Below are 20,163 nucleotides of genomic sequence, written 5' to 3' on the forward strand. Positions count from 1 at the left end.
AACTTGCAGCGCCAGTGTTACCAGCGCCGGGAGTCACTCCCCATGCGGGGAGTGTGGATTGAAATCCACATGAGGGAGCTTCTGGTTTCGGTTCCGGGTCACTCCCCATGCGGGGAGTGTGGATTGAAATCGCCAACTCTCACAGGGTTTACGATTCGTTGCCGTCACTCCCCATGCGGGGAGTGTGGATTGAAATTCACGGCATTGCTGTGGTTTGGAGGACGGCTGGTCACTCCCCATGCGGGGAGTGTGGATTGAAATACGGGTGTATCCGTACTCGTTACGAATCTCTGGTCACTCCCCATGCGGGGAGTGTGGATTGAAATCCGGGCTTGCAACCGGGTTGCCGCATTAACACGTCACTCCCCATGCGGGGAGTGTGGATTGAAATAAGGGATCCACAAAGTTTTCGGCACCTTCCAGCAGTCACTCCCCATGCGGGGAGTGTGGATTGAAATGATGAAGGCTGGACCAAGCGATTGGATTACACGTCACTCCCCATGCGGGGAGTGTGGATTGAAATGTCAAATTCGCCGATTGTGTAGCGGTCTCCATGTCACTCCCCATGCGGGGAGTGTGGATTGAAATGCGCTAACACGTAGTCCTTTGTATCATCCGGAGTCACTCCCCATGCGGGGAGTGTGGATTGAAATGACAAGGACTCGAAAGACCGCACAGCCTTTGAAGTCACTCCCCATGCGGGGAGTGTGGATTGAAATTGCCAAGGCTTCTGCTTTTTCGGGGCTGATGAGTCACTCCCCATGCGGGGAGTGTGGATTGAAATATGGGCATCGGAGAGATATACCTGGGGATCTACAGTCACTCCCCATGCGGGGAGTGTGGATTGAAATGATGATGCTCATGAAGGTTTCCAGGCTTAATTGTCACTCCCCATGCGGGGAGTGTGGATTGAAATCGCACGGACTCTAAAGGGGCCAGGAGCGGAGGGTCACTCCCCATGCGGGGAGTGTGGATTGAAATATGGACTCCGTTCGTGGTCACGTAAGCCGTGAGTCACTCCCCATGCGGGGAGTGTGGATTGAAATACGCTCTCCTCTGGCTCCTTTCTGCCGGCTGTTGTCACTCCCCATGCGGGGAGTGTGGATTGAAATGTACTTGTCCTCTTTCCATGAGTAGCTCTCAAGGTCACTCCCCATGCGGGGAGTGTGGATTGAAATACCTTACGTACGTAACCGATTGGCATTGTTGGGTCACTCCCCATGCGGGGAGTGTGGATTGAAATTTTTATAACATGGTCATATATCAGGTAAGAAGGTCACTCCCCATGCGGGGAGTGTGGATTGAAATATAGGCTAACTGGCCTTTGAGGTAATCAATCTGTCACTCCCCATGCGGGGAGTGTGGATTGAAATTCTGGTTACGAAGCAGCAGGAACAGGTCATTGGTCACTCCCCATGCGGGGAGTGTGGATTGAAATTCGCAGAACGGCTATAATGGCCCATTCGAGACGGTCACTCCCCATGCGGGGAGTGTGGATTGAAATTGTCTTCGGCGAGTTTCGAAAGACCATGGCCAGTCACTCCCCATGCGGGGAGTGTGGATTGAAATTCAGCCGTTATCTTGGTTGTTGGGTTTCTGCGGTCACTCCCCATGCGGGGAGTGTGGATTGAAATTGGGCTAAAAGCTCTGTATTCTTCGGGTCAAACGTCACTCCCCATGCGGGGAGTGTGGATTGAAATCATCGATGATCAGCGACCTACTTGTGCCGCTCAGTCACTCCCCATGCGGGGAGTGTGGATTGAAATAAAATCTCCTTTCCGTTGATTTATAGACATCTAGGTCACTCCCCATGCGGGGAGTGTGGATTGAAATATTTTGTGCCTCCTTTCGGTCTGGTTTTAATCGTCACTCCCCATGCGGGGAGTGTGGATTGAAATTTTTATGAGATCGGGGCGGAAACACCTGACCGGTCACTCCCCATGCGGGGAGTGTGGATTGAAATAATAAAAAAGGTCAGCTTGTTAAGGCTGACCAGTCACTCCCCATGCGGGGAGTGTGGATTGAAATTGGTGACACCTTACCAACACCTTCAGAGTGGTAGTCACTCCCCATGCGGGGAGTGTGGATTGAAATTCACCTCTGGTAACATCAAAACCATAACAGCAGTCACTCCCCATGCGGGGAGTGTGGATTGAAATTTTACAGATATAACGCCATCAGCATATAAGCCGTCACTCCCCATGCGGGGAGTGTGGATTGAAATCTGCTTGGCCATGGTCATGACCATGGTGTTGAGTCACTCCCCATGCGGGGAGTGTGGATTGAAATTCATAGTATTTTTCAATATTAACCAACTTTATAGTCACTCCCCATGCGGGGAGTGTGGATTGAAATCTGGGGAAACGTGGGAAAAACCTATGATCTCTGTCACTCCCCATGCGGGGAGTGTGGATTGAAATGGTTAACGCGCTCTATCCTCCCAAAGGTATGAGTCACTCCCCATGCGGGGAGTGTGGATTGAAATTCCATGGATAACTATCTGGCGATGCACGGGAAGTCACTCCCCATGCGGGGAGTGTGGATTGAAATATGGCAAAGCAGTTCCCGAGAGATGAGTACCGGTCACTCCCCATGCGGGGAGTGTGGATTGAAATGGAATCAAGGAAGTCGAACTCGACAACCACTCAGTCACTCCCCATGCGGGGAGTGTGGATTGAAATTTTTGGACAAACTTATGGACGCAAAGAATGAAGTCACTCCCCATGCGGGGAGTGTGGATTGAAATAAACACAATTTCCAGACCCGCATGCAGCTCATGTCACTCCCCATGCGGGGAGTGTGGATTGAAATTCGGGTGGTGCGTTTTACGGCCTTCCGCCGGAGTCACTCCCCATGCGGGGAGTGTGGATTGAAATTGATATGGAAGATAATTACGGTGCTTTTTACTGTCACTCCCCATGCGGGGAGTGTGGATTGAAATCATCGATCCTTTACGAAGCCCGGTCAAGGGATGTCACTCCCCATGCGGGGAGTGTGGATTGAAATCAGTCCACCCATACCCCATAGGTTTTCTCCATGTCACTCCCCATGCGGGGAGTGTGGATTGAAATCTCATCCGTCAGGTACGCATTTCGCCCCTGTTGTCACTCCCCATGCGGGGAGTGTGGATTGAAATAGGTATGCTGAAAGGATCTGTTTACACCGGGTGTCACTCCCCATGCGGGGAGTGTGGATTGAAATAGGAGATCCTCTACCCGCTATATCTCGTGGAATCGTCACTCCCCATGCGGGGAGTGTGGATTGAAATGGTGGCGGTGCGTACTTTAGCACGTATGCTGGAGTCACTCCCCATGCGGGGAGTGTGGATTGAAATTTGGTGGCTCATATGTAATCGCTGGAGGGAAAAGTCACTCCCCATGCGGGGAGTGTGGATTGAAATCAGCATTGTTTAACCTCCTTAATAGTGGGTAATGTCACTCCCCATGCGGGGAGTGTGGATTGAAATTCGAATAAAGTGGACAAAGTAGCCGGAAAGCAGTCACTCCCCATGCGGGGAGTGTGGATTGAAATTTTCGTTTCCGGAGCCTTTGGCGTCACGTCGAGTCACTCCCCATGCGGGGAGTGTGGATTGAAATAGATTTAGCCAGGTCACAAACTTAAAGATTGAGTCACTCCCCATGCGGGGAGTGTGGATTGAAATCTCGTGACAATGGGAATCTAAGTTTTAGGAAGGTCACTCCCCATGCGGGGAGTGTGGATTGAAATCGTCAAAGTTTACATTGGTAAGTGCTCCCACCGTCACTCCCCATGCGGGGAGTGTGGATTGAAATTCGATCTTGACTTCGCGTATGATATCCGGCTGGTCACTCCCCATGCGGGGAGTGTGGATTGAAATGACCCCCAACTGGTAACCGACCTGGTCAATAAGTCACTCCCCATGCGGGGAGTGTGGATTGAAATCAGCTGTGGCTGGAGACGGCTAAGGCGCAGGAGTCACTCCCCATGCGGGGAGTGTGGATTGAAATTCCAACCAGGCCATAAAACGCTTTCTAGACGAGTCACTCCCCATGCGGGGAGTGTGGATTGAAATCAGGCTCCTTGTGCTCATGCGGCCGTAGGGCTGTCACTCCCCATGCGGGGAGTGTGGATTGAAATGTCCATGAGCCAGGCGAAAAACGACTTGATGAGTCACTCCCCATGCGGGGAGTGTGGATTGAAATTGGTGGACAACATCGATAAGCCGGTAGCGAACTGTCACTCCCCATGCGGGGAGTGTGGATTGAAATTGACTAACATTTACCTGTCCTCCTTATCTTTCGTCACTCCCCATGCGGGGAGTGTGGATTGAAATTGGCCTGGGCCTACAATGCGGATAAGTTTGAAGTCACTCCCCATGCGGGGAGTGTGGATTGAAATACGCGATCTGTTCCATGCGGGGAGATGCTGACCGTCACTCCCCATGCGGGGAGTGTGGATTGAAATCTCCTTCTCTTTCCTCACTGATACCTTGTACCCGTCACTCCCCATGCGGGGAGTGTGGATTGAAATACGCCAGGCATATCTTTTATGACCTGGCGAATAGTCACTCCCCATGCGGGGAGTGTGGATTGAAATAACACCCGTGCGGGCTGTACCTATAGTGATTTGTCACTCCCCATGCGGGGAGTGTGGATTGAAATGTGGACTCCGTTAGTCGTAACGTAAGCCGTAAGTCACTCCCCATGCGGGGAGTGTGGATTGAAATAAATCAGAAAAAATCAATTCGGTGAAGTTGAGGTCACTCCCCATGCGGGGAGTGTGGATTGAAATTGCACATGGAGATATTACCATTAACAAGGATTGTCACTCCCCATGCGGGGAGTGTGGATTGAAATCTAGAGATGGCTTGTGCCCTCTTTGCTAGAATGTCACTCCCCATGCGGGGAGTGTGGATTGAAATTATTTATAATTATGTCGGTATTCGTCCAGATGGTCACTCCCCATGCGGGGAGTGTGGATTGAAATAATCTCCTGATAGATCGCTGCTTGGATGTCATGTCACTCCCCATGCGGGGAGTGTGGATTGAAATCGGAGATACTCCCTTAGTGCTGACTGCACCTGGGTCACTCCCCATGCGGGGAGTGTGGATTGAAATTTCTCGTAGCTGCCCGTCTGGATTCTGCCTGCCGTCACTCCCCATGCGGGGAGTGTGGATTGAAATATCAGTCGCCTAACATAGTCGTGTCGCCATCCGTCACTCCCCATGCGGGGAGTGTGGATTGAAATTGAAAGTCAATATGTTTACCAGGACACGGTTAGTCACTCCCCATGCGGGGAGTGTGGATTGAAATTTAATCGATGTCCGGCCCACGGACATGACTTGTGTCACTCCCCATGCGGGGAGTGTGGATTGAAATATCTCATCGCAGTCGCTCTGCTATCTTTATAAGTCACTCCCCATGCGGGGAGTGTGGATTGAAATCTATCCAAATGAAGCTGACCACTACCATCGTATGGTCACTCCCCATGCGGGGAGTGTGGATTGAAATGATAACAGACCATGCTAGATGAATACCAATCCGTCACTCCCCATGCGGGGAGTGTGGATTGAAATTCCCTCATGGCCATAGGTGTTATATGATGCCCGGTCACTCCCCATGCGGGGAGTGTGGATTGAAATTAATGCCTATCAAACTACGGTACCCCTTGCCACGTCACTCCCCATGCGGGGAGTGTGGATTGAAATAGTAATTTTATAATATGATTTACCATAATATGGTCACTCCCCATGCGGGGAGTGTGGATTGAAATCAACGCTGGGCAGTATATAAAATTTGTTTACCGTCACTCCCCATGCGGGGAGTGTGGATTGAAATAAAGTACAGCATCTCAAAGGCCACAGGGATCCGTCACTCCCCATGCGGGGAGTGTGGATTGAAATTAATAATACGGTGTACTTGATCTAAATTGAAAGTCACTCCCCATGCGGGGAGTGTGGATTGAAATTTTCGCACATTCTCTCGATCCGCTCGATGGCCGTCACTCCCCATGCGGGGAGTGTGGATTGAAATGCTTAAAATTTTTACTATTGATGATCTGGGTGGTCACTCCCCATGCGGGGAGTGTGGATTGAAATCTGTTAGGTCAACTCTCTTTGGCATTCATTCCCGTCACTCCCCATGCGGGGAGTGTGGATTGAAATATGGAGATTACCCAGGAGGATATCGAGGAAAAGTCACTCCCCATGCGGGGAGTGTGGATTGAAATTAGAAAATAACGAGCGCAAAGAAGGCACAAGTTGTCACTCCCCATGCGGGGAGTGTGGATTGAAATGTGGCCACCATGGCCATGATCATCAAATTGATAGGTCACTCCCCATGCGGGGAGTGTGGATTGAAATTCTTTCAGCGCTGCGATTTCTCCATCTTTTACGTCACTCCCCATGCGGGGAGTGTGGATTGAAATCTCTTTTTCCGGTTTCTTTTTATCGTCAACCGGTCACTCCCCATGCGGGGAGTGTGGATTGAAATTCAAAAGAAGTCTGCGACATGCCTTTGGGAACGTCACTCCCCATGCGGGGAGTGTGGATTGAAATGGTGAAGTTGAGTTAAGGGGTAGAGTGGGGGTGTCACTCCCCATGCGGGGAGTGTGGATTGAAATATGACGATCTTTACGGTCATCATCGCCTTTTAGTCACTCCCCATGCGGGGAGTGTGGATTGAAATAACATAGCGGAGTATATGCACTTCTGTAGCAAGTCACTCCCCATGCGGGGAGTGTGGATTGAAATCAAGGAGATCATGTCACAAGCAGGTGTAACCCGTCACTCCCCATGCGGGGAGTGTGGATTGAAATGGGAAAGTTAAAATGGACGCTCCGAACGTGTTGTCACTCCCCATGCGGGGAGTGTGGATTGAAATGGAGCCAGACGGCTTAGAGCTTGTATCCTGTCGTCACTCCCCATGCGGGGAGTGTGGATTGAAATCAGTTCCGCCAGCTTTTCCGCTTGGACTGTGGGTCACTCCCCATGCGGGGAGTGTGGATTGAAATGTCTTTATTGACCATATCGGTTACATGGGGGTGTCACTCCCCATGCGGGGAGTGTGGATTGAAATACCCCACACAGAAGCCTGTAAATGTCATTAAAGTCACTCCCCATGCGGGGAGTGTGGATTGAAATACTAAATGACAAAATAGCCAGGTTTGAACCAAGTCACTCCCCATGCGGGGAGTGTGGATTGAAATTAACCAGTGGTATGTAGACGGCGACAACAAGAGTCACTCCCCATGCGGGGAGTGTGGATTGAAATCTAGAATCATCTACAAGTTCCTGTAAATCTCCGGTCACTCCCCATGCGGGGAGTGTGGATTGAAATATAGATTGCTTGTCGTAATATTTTATAAACCCCGTCACTCCCCATGCGGGGAGTGTGGATTGAAATTGCGCTCCAGGAGGCCCTCCAGAACGTGGATGGTCACTCCCCATGCGGGGAGTGTGGATTGAAATATTCCTTATTCCTCCTATCCTCTAAGGTTTTCGTCACTCCCCATGCGGGGAGTGTGGATTGAAATATGTGGAAAGCCCAATTTCCCCGTCGTTTGGCGTCACTCACCATGCGGGGAGTGTGGATTGAAATGGTTAAATGAACGAATAATCGCCGAGCTAAAAGTCACTCCCCATGCGGGGAGTGTGGATTGAAATAAAGTAGTAGTAAGATCCGATGGGTCTGTATTGTCACTCCCCATGCGGGGAGTGTGGATTGAAATGGATAAGCTGACTGAGGATGTTGGGCACCTTATCGTCACTCCCCATGCGGGGAGTGTGGATTGAAATGTAAAGAGACTGGAAACCTCCTGCGCCCGGGTAGTCACTCCCCATGCGGGGAGTGTGGATTGAAATATATGCAGAACTGTGACATCATCAACGCTGGGGTCACTCCCCATGCGGGGAGTGTGGATTGAAATACCTTTTAATGACAGATAACTAAAAACCGCAGGTCACTCCCCATGCGGGGAGTGTGGATTGAAATAAGTAGTCCGTCAACATCTCCAAATCTAGCTGGTCACTCCCCATGCGGGGAGTGTGGATTGAAATACGATGGAGAGCAACGTGGAGAAAATCACGAAGTCACTCCCCATGCGGGGAGTGTGGATTGAAATACCGGGCATCTTAAAACTGCTCCGATGTTCGATGTCACTCCCCATGCGGGGAGTGTGGATTGAAATATCGAGCTTGGAGAAACTATTGATGATATGCAGTCACTCCCCATGCGGGGAGTGTGGATTGAAATTTTTCAGCCGATTGAAAGGAGGATGCAGTAGAGTCACTCCCCATGCGGGGAGTGTGGATTGAAATGGCCTTGTCCAGGCATTCGACGTTTCCGGTAGGTCACTCCCCATGCGGGGAGTGTGGATTGAAATGCGTGAGTCCCAGAAGTAATAGTTACAGATGCGTCACTCCCCATGCGGGGAGTGTGGATTGAAATAAGAAACTTTCCACGAAAGAGAAAGACGAAATGTCACTCCCCATGCGGGGAGTGTGGATTGAAATCCAAGACTTGCTGAAATCGTGACTCGCAAATGGTCACTCCCCATGCGGGGAGTGTGGATTGAAATCCGTTCCGGACAATGGATGGGTATATATTCGGGTCACTCCCCATGCGGGGAGTGTGGATTGAAATTTTCAGCAGTGCGGTTACCATTGAGCTAAGCTGTCACTCCCCATGCGGGGAGTGTGGATTGAAATACCATTCAGTTTGGCGCGATCAGCGTGACCCAAGTCACTCCCCATGCGGGGAGTGTGGATTGAAATTTGGATGTTCTCCGTCATTTTCTTGGCCACCTGTCACTCCCCATGCGGGGAGTGTGGATTGAAATAGGAATGAAGATTAGCATTTTAGGTACTCTTTGTCACTCCCCATGTGGGAGTAAGGATTGACTTTTAAATAGGTTGAAGCCATACAGTGATGCATTATCCCCACATATGTGGTAGGGACAAATTATGTTCGAATACTTTTCCTTAAAATGAAATATACGCATGACTCCAAGATCTGAGATTACTAAACAAGACATGAACTAATGCCACAAAGATAGTTAGTTTCATACTCAATAAAGAGGTGTGGCTATTTCGTGTTGATCAACTTTGATTAAATAATTAATCTACCAACAACATGTGAGAGACTTATACAATCTGGAGTTGTTAATCTAACCGAAAATACTCCACAAAGTAATCACCATCGTTTTTGACGATACGAACGACTCCTCCGACTTCCTGTTCTGATTTTTCCCCACCAGAATTCTCCATTTTAACCAAAGCCTGAAATGTGAGTGCCCCACTTCCTTCTCCTTCAGCCACCTTGAAGGTGATGCTGGAGAGGGTGGCTTTGACGATGCTGGAGTTTAGTATTTTAGGATTCGGGAAACCACGGTTGGAGATCCACTGATCTCTCAGCTCAATGGTGATGAGATCACCATAGTGTTCATCCAGGTAATCCTGAAGGTCGTCATTGCTAAAGTTTGGGGAACTCATCATGGTGATGAGCTCATCTTTAGCCTCATACTGGGAGTAATACGTCTGGAGAAACTTTTCAGCCAGTTTTTCTTTTTCATTTTTTTGCGTGCACCCAAAGGTTAATAGAGCCAGGGTGAAAATGAGAATGTGCGTCAGACCTTTTTTCATTGTTATCCCCCTTCAAAATTCGTAGCGCAATATATTCATCAAGGGTAAATCAGATTAAGCATCGACTAGAAATTCCGTTTAGAATAAACTTGTTATATCTATTCTACCAGATATTCAGCAGGCTTTCTGGAATAGTCTTATTATATTTCGAAGGCTTAAAGAGGGTTAAGGATGGAAAATACAGTTAGGGATTCAAAATATTTATTATTTCTAAGTTCCGTTGATTACCAAGGAGTTTAGCCGTTGATCGGGATAGCCTGAAAAGGCTTACAATTCATTTTATTTGAAAAATGAGTATTGACGGAAATTTTGAGTCGTGATAAAGTCATAAACAATACAACAAAGACGTTGAAGAGAAGAGTATGCCGGTGAATACCGATACAGAGAGTGCCGTGGGGTGAGAGGGCGCATGGGATAGCAGGCGGAAGATGGTCTCGGAGTTTCAGATCTGAGGGGAAACCCTAGGGTTTGACGTGAGCACACGTTACAGTGACAGAGTATCAAGGGGAATCCCGGCGTACTTGGAGAGGTATATCCTGCGAGGGATATATAAATTAGGGTGGTAACACGAAGCTTTCGTCCCTTTTGCATAGAAAAATATGCAAAAGGGAGGGAAGCTTTTTTATTTTACAAAGGAGGACAAAAGGATGATCGAACTCATCGGTTTACGTAAAAACTTTGAAGGAAAAGAAGGGAGGGTGGAAGCCGTCCGGGATGTGGAGCTGAAAATTAAAGCCGGAGAAATCTACGGCATCATCGGCTACTCGGGAGCCGGGAAGAGCACCCTCATCCGCTGCATTAATCTCCTGGAAAGACCCACCGCAGGAAAAGTCATCCTCCAGGGAGAAGACCTGACGACACTCCCCGAAAAGGAGCTGCGAAATCGGCGGAAAAAGATCGGCATGATCTTCCAGCATTTTAATCTTCTGAACTCCCGCACCATCTACAGCAACGTGGCCTATCCCCTGAAAGGATCAGGACTCACAAAATCCCAGGAGCAGGAGAAGGTGAGAAGGCTCCTCAACCTGGTAGGCATCGCCGACAAAGAGAACGCCTATCCCAATCAGCTCTCCGGTGGGCAAAAGCAGCGCGTGGCCATCGCCCGGGCTCTCGCCAATGACCCGGAAGTGCTGCTCTGCGATGAAGCCACCTCCGCCCTGGACCCCAAAACCACCCGGTCCATTCTGAAGCTCCTCAAAGAGCTCAATCAGAATCTCGGGCTCACCATCGTCCTCATCACCCACGAAATGACCGTGATCAAGGAAATCTGCGACCGGGTCAGCATCATGGAAGACGGAAGGATCATCGAAAGCGGAAATGTGGCTCAGGTGTTCAGCAGCCCTAAGGCCCAAACCACCAAGGAGTTCATCGACACGGCCCAGAACCGGGACAAGATCTTCGACTTCCTCACGGAAGAAGCCAACATCTTCGACATCCGTCCCGAGGATGTGCTCACCCGGGTTAGCTACACCGGTCATGCAGTGGGGGCAGCCCTCATCTCGGAAGTCTCCCGGCGCTTTAGCCTGGATGCCAGCATCCTCTACGGAAATCTGGAGATCCTCAGCCATGTTCCCGTGGGAGAGCTCCTGGTCCTCTTCCGGGGAACCGCATCCAACATCGAAAAAGGCATTGACTACTTTACCCAAAACAAACTGCAAGTGGAGGTGATTGACGTTGAATACATTACTCGAAAAGTATCTGCCTAATGTTCTCTTTAACCAGGAAGAGTTTGTCCAGGCCATCTTTGACACCCTGACCATGGTGTCCATCTCCGGCGCCATTTCCCTGGTGCTGGGCACTTTCGTGGGCATCCTTCTTGTGGTAACCCGGGAAGGAAACATTCTGGAGAATAAAGCAGTCCAGAAGATCCTCTCCCAGACCATCAATGTCTTTCGCAGCATTCCCTTTATCATCCTCTTGGCTGCTCTTCTTCCCCTGACCCGGGCCATTGTGGGTACGGGCATCGGGACCAAAGGCGCCATCGTTCCCCTAGTCTTTGGTACCGTGCCTTTTCTCGCCCGCCAGATGGACACGGCCCTCTCCGAAGTCAGTGACGGGGTCATCGAGGCAGCCCAGGCCATGGGCTCCAGTCCCTGGGAAATCATCTTCCGGGTCTATCTACGGGAAGGACTGCCCGGCATCATTCGCGGCATCACCATTACCGCTGTGAGCCTCATCGGCCTTTCCGCCATGGCCGGATCCATCGGCGGCGGAGGACTGGGCGACTTTGCCATCCGCTACGGTTACCAGCGAAACCATAACGATGTGACCTACGTCACTGTAGCCGTGATCCTCGTCATGGTCACCATCCTCCAGAGCATCGGCTCCTATTTCGTCAAACGCACCACCCACTAACCCTGATCTTTACAAAAAATAAACCGCATAAAGGAGTACAACCAATGAAAAATATTCAAAAACTCATCGCCGGATTCACCATCGCCATCACCGCCCTCACCTTCACCGCCTGCGGAAGCAAGGCCGCTTCCGCAGAAACCACCACCATCAAGCTGGGGGTCACGGGCAGCGAGTCTGAAGTCTGGAAGCATATCCGGGAAGAACTGGCCAAGGAAGGTATCACTCTGGAAGTGGTAAGCTTCTCCGATTATACCCGGCCCAACCTGGCCCTGGCCGAAGGGGAAGTGGATGCCAATGCGTTTCAGCATTATGCGTTCTTCGACAAATTTGTGGCGGAACACAAACTGGATCTCACCGTCATCGGCGAGACCGTCATCGCCCCACTAGGGATTTACTCCAAGAAGATCACCAAGCTGGAAGAGCTGAAATCCGGGGACTCCGTAGCCATCCCCAATGATGCCACCAACGGCGGCCGAGCCCTGATCCTTCTTCAATCCGCAGGACTTCTCAAAATCGATGAGGCCGCCGGAATTTTGCCCACGCTGAAGGACGTGGTGGAGAATCCCCTGGAACTGGAACTGGTGGAAGTGGATGCCAGCACCACTGCCCGGGTTCAGGAAGACGTGACCGTATCCGTCATCAACAGCGGCTTTGCCGTGGATGCCGGACTCAACCCAGCCAAGGATGCCATTTTCTTGGAGCCCGTGGACGATAAGTCCAAGCCCTACATCAATGTCATTGCTGTCCGCACCGAAGACAAAGACAATAAGGCCCTGAAGCGCATCGTGGAACTCTACCAGACGGAAGCCGTACGAGCCATCATCAACGAGCTCTACAAGGGTTCCCAAGTGACACCTTGGTAAGGAAAGGGGAGAAGCATGGAAATTCGACGAGAGGTTCAAGAAACAGAAGACTATGTGGTAGGGCTTCGGCGGCATTTTCACCAGCATCCGGAATCCAGCCTAAAGGAATTCGAAACGGCTAGACGCATTGAAGAGGAGCTGGACAAACTCCTCATCCCCCATGAGCGGGTGGGGGAAACCGGGGTCATCGGCTATCTCAAAGGAAAAGAAGGAAAGGTCCTGGGCATGCGGGCGGATATCGATGCCCTGGAACTCCAGGAGCTCAATACCGCCGAGTATGCTTCTAAATATGAGGGACTCATGCATGCCTGCGGACATGATGCCCATACGGCAGCACTTCTGGGCGCAGCCAAGGTCCTGAAGACTAAAGAATCGGAACTTCCCGGATCGGTGCGGCTGTTCTTCCAGCAGGCGGAGGAAATCGGCCAAGGTGCCCGTCAGTTTGTGGCGGGCGGTCATCTCCAGGATGTGGATGGGGTCTTCGGCCTCCATGTGGCCTCGGGCCTGGATACGGGAAAAGTCACCGTCACGCCGGGACCCATTGCCGCTTCCTGCGACTACTTCAAAGTCACCATCCACGGGAAAAGCGGCCATGTGGGAAAGCCCCACGCCGCGGTGGATGCCCTCTACATTGCCTCCCTAAGCGTGGTGTCCCTCCAGAGCATCGTGGCCAGACAGACGGATCCGGTGGATCCCGTGGTGGTGGGCATTGGCATTCTCTCCTCGGGGACCCGCTATAACATCATCGCCCAGGAAGCGGTCCTTGAAGGAACCTTCCGCACCTACAGCCAGGAAACCCGGGAAAAAACCCAGGCATCCATTGAACGGATCCTGCGGGCCACAGCAGAGTCCCACGGGGCCACCATGGACATCGAGTTCCAGGATTTTGCCAGCCCGGTCATCAATGATCAGGCTTCGGCAGAGCTTGCGGCATCGGTCTGCAGAAAAATCGTGGGTGAAGACAATGTGGACACCAATGCCCCGAAATCCCTGGGGGCCGATGATTTTGCAGAACTGCAGCGAGTGGTGCCCGGCGTCTATGTCAATGTGGGTACCCGAAATCCCCAGGATGAAAACAGCAGTTTTCCCCATCATCATGGCCACTTTGATATCGACGAAAAGGGACTTCTCATCGCCACGGAGCTCTATGTGGCCTATGCTGAGGCTTTTCTGGTTTAAAGAGCCCTTCCTTAAATAAGCCCTGAGCGAAAAATGTGGGGAAAAAAGCGAATCCGATTTTGCTGATTTCCTCCATTTTTTCGGGGAAGCCCCCGATTTTTAGGCCAATGTATTGCAAATATTGCACTTTCATTGGGAATAAGTGCCGTTAATTTTTAATCCATGGAATTTCGGTATGAAATGCAATACACTAAAGTCAAGAATCCTGGAAAACAGGATAATCGTGATTTTACAGTGAGGTGTAAAAATGAAACTGAACCTACAAAACTTCAAGGCCATGGAAGAAAAGGGCATCAAGGTTCCCCACTTCGACAATGCAGCTGTGGCAGCGAAGACCAAGAATAATCCTGTTTGGGTGCACTTCGGCGCAGGCAATATTTTCCGAGGCTTCATCGCAAATCTGCAGCATAAACTTCTGGAGGAAGGCCATGCCGACACCGGCATCATCGCCGCTGAAACCTTCGACTTTGATATCATCGAGAAGATTTACGATCCCTATGACAATCTGACCCTTCTCACCAGCCTCTATGCTGACGGATCCATGGTGAACTCCGTCGTGGCCAGCATCACGGAGGGCGTCAAAGCAGATCTTTCCAAGGAAAAGGAAGCTGCCCGTCTTCGGGAGATCTTCGTGAACCCCAGCCTTCAGATGATCAGCTTCACCATCACCGAAAAGGGATACGCGCTGACCAACGTCAACGGCGAAGTTTTCCCCTTCGTGCAGAAGGACTTCGAGAACGGCCCCAAGAGCCCCAGCCACGCCATGAGCGTTGTCACCTCCCTGGTGTATGACCGTTACCTGGCCGGCAAGTTCCCCTTAGCCATCGTGAGCATGGACAACTGCTCCCACAATGGGGAAAAGGTAGAAGTTTCCGTGAAGCGCATCGCCAAGGAATGGATCGAAAGAGGCTTTGTCAAAGCCGGATTCCTGGATTACCTCAGCGATGAGAGCAAGATCTCCTTCCCCTGGAGCATGATCGACAAGATCACCCCCAGACCTTCCGAAGAAGTGAAGGCCAAGCTGGATGAAATCGGCCTGGAAGATATGGCTCCTCTGGTCACCTCCAGAAACACCTTCATTGCTCCCTATGTAAATGCGGAAGTTCCCCAGTACCTGGTGGTAGAGGACAAGTTCCCCAACGGACGTCCTGCCCTGGAAAAAGCTGGTGTATACTTCACCACAAGAGATACCGTAAACAATACGGAAACCATGAAAGTTACCACCTGCCTCAACCCCCTCCACACCGCCCTGGCTGTGTATGGCTGCGTTCTGGGTTATGAGAGCATTTCTGCCGAGATGAAGGACACCGAGCTGAAGGCTCTGGTGGAAAAGATCGGCTATACCGAAGGCATGCCCGTGGTTGTGGATCCCAAGATCATCAGCCCCATGAGCTTCATCAAGGAAGTCATCGAAGAAAGACTTCCTAACCCCTTCATTCCCGATACCCCACAGCGAATCGCCACAGACACCAGCCAGAAGGTGGCCATCCGCTTCGGCGAGACCATCAAGTCCTACATGAAGCGCGACGACCTGGATTCCTCCAAGCTCACCTTCATTCCTCTGGCACTGGCCGGATGGCTCCGCTACCTCCTGGGCGTCAATGACAACCTGGAAGCCTTCAACGTTTCCAGCGATCCCATGATGGAAGAGCTGCAGAAGAAGCTGGCAGGCATCGAAGCTGGAAATCCCGCTTCCTACACCGGACAGCTGAAGGAAGTCCTGGCCAATGAAATCCTCTTTGGTGTGGATCTCAACAAAGCCGGACTGGCCGACAAAGTAGAAAGCATGTTCCTGGAACTCATCGCAGGCAAGGGCGCCGTTCGTGCAACCTTGAAAAAGTACCTGGCGTAAGAGAACCCTCCATACAACACAAAAGATGAAACCGGATGGGGCAGTGATCGTTGATCACTGCCCTAAAATCCGCAATAAATTCCGAAACTTCAAGAGATTCAAGCGTTACAGCAGTTGTATTTTTAATGTTTTTTATCGCGGAGAATTGGAAACGATTCAGGAATCTCGTATAATAGGTGTACAGAAGAATACTGTATACAGATAATCAAGAATTCTCAATGAAGGAGAGGTACCCATGGAAGACTACATTTCCGAAGTGATCAAGCTTGCGGATTTGAGCCAGAACAAACCGCTGAACGAAATCGTATTTGAAGGATTGCGCGACGCCATCATCAAAGGGATCATCCCCGTGGGCGAGCGAATCAATGAAACGGTCTATGCGGACAAAATGAACATCAGCCGAACCCCAATCCGGGAAGCTCTGCGCCGGATCCAGGAAGAAGGCCTGGTGGAATACGTTCCCCATTACGGCGTCGTGGTGAAGAAAATTACCATCGACGATGCCAAGGAAATCTACCAGATCCGCAAGGCTCTGGATATTCTCGCCACCCTCAATGCCGCCAAGATCATGACCCCTGAACAGTTCGACGAAATGCGGGATCTTCTGGAACGTACCGACAAAGCCGATGGCGAAGGTGATGTCAAACGGGTGGTGGAACTCTCCAAGGAATTTAACGATATGATTTACCGCTTTGCCAAGATGCCTCGGCTCGATGTCATCGTGAAAAAGCTTCGCCAATACCTGGTTCGATTCCGGGATATTTCCCTCACGGAGGATGATCGGCGACGCAAGGCCCTGGATGAGCATTGGCTCCTCTATAAATATATGAAGAAACAGGACAAGGACATGCTCACCCAGATCACCAGTGAGCATCTGGACTTCTCCGAAAAGTTTATTCTCATGGCCATGGAGAAGCTGGAAGCGGAGCAGCAGAAAGCGGATGAAGAGTAAACAGGAGGCCCTGGCCCGCGCCATGGCGGACCTGGCCACAGAATCCATTCTTTTTGAAGTTATTCTCACCCCCAAGCCTGGTCTTGTGGATGCCAAGGATCCCGGTTCCCACCGGGACATGGACATCTTTACCTTTGTCCGCAGCGCCGTGAGCCTTAGCCACGGCTTCCGGGAGTTCTTCCTCGCTGGATTTACGGGGGAGGAGGACCTTCCTGCCCTCTTCGCCCGGATTCGTCCTCTAGGCATGGAGGTGGAAGAGAAGATGTTTGACGCCACGGGAAAGGTGAACACCCATAAGGGGATTATCTTCTCCATGGGGATCATCCTGGCGGCCCTGGGGCGCTATGCCCGCACCCGAGAGGGCGAAGGGATCTACACCCCGGAGGAAACGGAAGCGGTGCTTCAGCTGGTCACCCAAATGACCCAAGGACTGGTCTCCAAGGATTTTCAGAGCCTGGCCCATCGGCCGCCGGCCACCCATGGCGAACGGCTCTATGTGGAACACGGCTTCACCGGAATCCGGGGCGAAGCGGAAGCCGGATACCCGGTGCTCCGAGAAAAGGCTCTGCCCGCTCTGCGGTCCATGGCAAAAGAACCCCTGACCTTGGAGGATAAGCTTCTGGAAGTGCTCCTTCTTCTCATGGCCCACGCGGAAGACTCCAATGTGGTCACCCGGGGCGGCATCCATGCCCTCCACGAAGTGCAGGCCGCAGCAAAGAAGTTCCTTGCCGATGGCGGGGTCAGGCATCCCGGCTACAAGGAAACGCTGGGGACCATGAACGACACGTTCCGGCAGAAGAATCTTAGTCCCGGCGGATCCGCCGACCTTCTCTCCTTAGCCATTTTCTTTGGCAAGCTGGAAGGGCTGATTCACTAAAAGTTAATCGATGAACCCGTGAAAAGACCACGAAATCCTTGGGGATCCCGTGGTCTTTTGTTATGATAGAGATGGAGGTGAAAACGTTAACAAGCTTTACGGGTTCGGTAAAGGGCGAGGAAATAAAAAACCGATACCGGAAAATCCGGTATCGGTCCTGAAGTCTTTTCTCTTACTTGAACAGCGGAACGGATCCGGTGACAGCAGCCAGAGCGATGAAAATCACGAAGATTCCCAGTGCCCACTTGGCAGATTCTTTCTGCCATTCGCCCATGTCCAGTCCGGTGAGGTTCAGCAGCAGGTAGATGAAGGCAACCAGCGGGCTGAGCAGGTGGAATGCCTGTCCCAGAAGGGAAGCAACACCCAGTTCCAGCGCGGTGAATCCATACTGCTTTCCAGCTTCAGCCAGAACAGGAAGAACACCATAGTAGAAGGCATCATTGGACAGGAAGAATGTTCCGGGAGCGGACAGGATTGCCACGATGAGTCCCCAGAATCGGCCCCAGCTTGTGGGAATAACGTTTGCCAGGCTCAGAGCCAGGGCATCAGCCATACCGGAATTGGTGAACAGACCCATGAAGATACCAGCGCCAAGCACCAGAATAACAACCTGTGCAGCATCACCAGCATTGTCCTGAATTCTCTGCTTCTGATCCTTCAGGGACTTGTAGTTGATGACGAGTGCCAGTGCGGTTCCAACGAGGAAGAGGAATACAGAGGGGAATGTGCCCTTGATCAGCATGTAAACCAGAACGATGGTCATGATGCCGTTAACCCAAACCAGCTTAGGTCTCTTCAGAGCCAGCTCTTCAGGATCCGTGGGGGTGGTCAGCGCTTCGATGTCAGCATCGGTCAGCGTCTGGATACCCAGTCTCTTTCTTTCCTTGAGACCCAGGTAGTAAGCAACACCCAGCATGAAGATAACAGAAGCGATCATTCCAGGAGTCAGTGCTCTCAGGATTTCCTGCTCGTTAACGCCGAGAACGGAGATAACACGAGCGGTGGGGCCTCCCCAGGGAAGCAGGTTCATGATGGTGTTCATGAGGATAACCAGAACACCCAGGTTCATCATCTTCAGACCGAGCTTCTTGTAGATCGGAATGAATGCGGTACAGACGATGAGGGTAGTGGTGGTTCCGTCTCCGTTCAGGGATACGGTGGCAGCAACTACTGCGGTAGCAACCAGAACCTTCACTGGATCGCCCTTGGCAATCTTGATCATCTTCTTTACGACGGGATCAAACATACCGGCGTTAAGCATGATGGCGAAGTAGAGGATCGCGAAGAGCAGCATTACTGCAGTGGTGGAAACCTTCTTCACACCATCAACAGTCCAGGTACCGAGAATCAGGATCTGATCCAGGGTGGTGGGATCGGTGATTTTTTCATTCAGCTTAGTGACCTGTGCACCGTAAAGGCCCATGAAGGAACCGATGAGGGTGAACACCAGGGGGATAAGAATAAGTGCGGAGAACGGGGTAAGTTTCTTTTTCATGATCAGTACCATAAATACCACGATCATTGCCCATGACAGGAAAGTTAGCATTGACTTCACTCCTTTTGTGTTTTTTGAAACAAGTTCAGTATAGTTTAAATAAACGATTGCAACAAGATACTTGTGGTGAAAGAACAGTTAAAAAACACAGACTTTGACAAGAAATATCAAGCTGCGATCACGTTGCTTCATTAATAATTATGGAGAGCCCATAAGGCGAAATTGATGATGAAAGACATGTCATATTGCACAAAAACAGGTCATGGAGGAGGATTAATGAAGAAAAGTCATATTTCTCTTGGGGGAGTGCGGGTTTTTATGTAAACGAAATGTCGAAAAAACAGCGGAAAAACACATGATTCTTGAAACACAATATATAATGGATTTGGAATTATTTACATGAAAATACAGGAGGGGAGATTATGGGTTTATTTGACTTGTTCAGGAAGAAGAAACCGGAACCTGTCCATCAAGAAGCGGTTTCACCCGCACCGGCAGCGCCGGTGAGTGCTCCAGCCCGTGTGGATTTCACCCGTGAAATCACACCGGAGGAGAAGGAACTGACCGCCGTGGTGGCATCCGCCATCGCCGCAGGCAGTTATCCTGATGCAAGCTTCAAGATAAAGAACATTCAAGGCATCGACACGGACAAAGAAATTGCCGCCGCCATCGTCTCGGCCGTCATGGCCGGGGATCAGCCGAATTCCACATTCCGACTGGTCAGCATCACGGAAACGAATAAAGAATAAAGGTAGGGATTAGTTATGTTAAGAAAGTTTAGAATCAAGATCAACGAGAAAGAATACCTGGTAGAAATGGAAGAACTGGGCACCGCTCCCGGCGCCGGCTTCATCGCCGCTCCTGCTGCCGCTCCCGTAGCCGCTCCCGTAGCTGCTCCCGTAGCTGCTCCCGTAGCTGCACCTGCTGCCGCTCCTGCACCTGTAGCTGCACCTGCAGCCGCTCCCGCTCC

At 51.0% G+C, this 20,163-nt stretch carries 10 protein-coding genes, 1 pseudogene, 1 CRISPR repeat array and 1 other annotated feature (1 of these 13 only partly in view); of the genes and pseudogenes, 9 read left to right on the forward strand and 2 right to left on the reverse strand.

Annotated features, from left to right (window positions below; translation table 11 throughout):
* A CRISPR array of direct repeats spans positions 1-8,818; the repeat unit is 33 nt; unit sequence GTCACTCCCCATGCGGGGAGTGTGGATTGAAAT; it begins 3,036 nt to the left of the window's first position.
* Between the two features lie 322 nt (positions 8,819-9,140).
* Positions 9,141-9,620, reverse strand: a complete 480-nt coding sequence (locus tag KCG48_RS12590; RefSeq protein WP_211802558.1) for a hypothetical protein — start codon at positions 9,618-9,620, stop codon at positions 9,141-9,143.
* A gap of 339 nt (positions 9,621-9,959) precedes the next feature.
* Positions 9,960-10,207 (forward strand) — a binding site (T-box leader).
* A gap of 60 nt (positions 10,208-10,267) precedes the next feature.
* Between KCG48_RS12590 and KCG48_RS12595 the strand changes: the two genes are divergently transcribed.
* From KCG48_RS12595 to citG, 7 genes are all read left to right on the forward strand, one after another.
* Positions 10,268-11,326: a methionine ABC transporter ATP-binding protein gene (locus KCG48_RS12595; RefSeq protein WP_211802559.1), complete on the forward strand. Its 1,059-nt coding sequence runs from the start codon at positions 10,268-10,270 to the stop codon at positions 11,324-11,326.
* Positions 11,295-11,975, forward strand: coding sequence for a methionine ABC transporter permease (locus tag KCG48_RS12600; protein ID WP_031577319.1), 681 nt, complete (start codon positions 11,295-11,297; stop codon positions 11,973-11,975). The genes KCG48_RS12595 and KCG48_RS12600 overlap by 32 nt, the downstream gene beginning before the upstream one ends.
* Before the next feature lie 44 nt (positions 11,976-12,019).
* Complete coding sequence (locus KCG48_RS12605) at positions 12,020-12,838, forward strand: MetQ/NlpA family ABC transporter substrate-binding protein (protein ID WP_211802560.1); 819 nt, start codon at positions 12,020-12,022, stop codon at positions 12,836-12,838.
* Between the two features lie 15 nt (positions 12,839-12,853).
* Positions 12,854-14,017 carry an amidohydrolase gene (locus tag KCG48_RS12610; protein WP_211802561.1) on the forward strand — a complete coding sequence of 388 codons (1,164 nt, stop codon included), beginning with the start codon at positions 12,854-12,856 and terminating at the stop codon, positions 14,015-14,017.
* A 247-nt stretch (positions 14,018-14,264) separates the two neighbouring features.
* A complete protein-coding gene (locus tag KCG48_RS12615) occupies positions 14,265-15,869 on the forward strand; it encodes a mannitol dehydrogenase family protein (RefSeq protein ID WP_211802562.1) in 1,605 nt (534 codons plus the stop codon).
* 235 nt (positions 15,870-16,104) lie between these two features.
* The gene (locus KCG48_RS12620; protein ID WP_211802563.1) at positions 16,105-16,821 is read left to right on the forward strand and encodes a GntR family transcriptional regulator; all 717 of its coding nucleotides are present in this window, start codon (positions 16,105-16,107) and stop codon (positions 16,819-16,821) included.
* Positions 16,811-17,698 (forward strand): triphosphoribosyl-dephospho-CoA synthase CitG, encoded by an 888-nt coding sequence (citG, locus tag KCG48_RS12625; RefSeq protein ID WP_211802564.1) that lies wholly within the window; start codon positions 16,811-16,813, stop codon positions 17,696-17,698. Before KCG48_RS12620 ends, citG begins: the two co-directional genes overlap by 11 nt.
* Positions 17,699-17,870: 172 nt before the next feature.
* Here citG and KCG48_RS12630 read toward each other — a convergent pair whose 3' ends face one another.
* Entirely contained in the window at positions 17,871-19,244 is a 1,374-nt protein-coding gene (locus tag KCG48_RS12630; protein WP_211802565.1) for a CitMHS family transporter, read from the reverse strand.
* A 371-nt stretch (positions 19,245-19,615) separates the two neighbouring features.
* Between KCG48_RS12630 and KCG48_RS12635 the strand changes: the two genes are divergently transcribed.
* The gene (locus tag KCG48_RS12635; protein ID WP_211802566.1) at positions 19,616-19,942 is read left to right on the forward strand and encodes a hypothetical protein; all 327 of its coding nucleotides are present in this window, start codon (positions 19,616-19,618) and stop codon (positions 19,940-19,942) included.
* 15 nt (positions 19,943-19,957) lie between these two features.
* A pseudogene (locus KCG48_RS12640) lies at positions 19,958-20,163 on the forward strand (hypothetical protein); the annotation flags it as partial.

The sequence above is a fragment of the Proteiniclasticum sediminis genome, from assembly GCF_018128025.1.
In the GTDB taxonomy this organism is placed as follows: domain Bacteria; phylum Bacillota; class Clostridia; order Clostridiales; family Clostridiaceae; genus Proteiniclasticum; species Proteiniclasticum sediminis.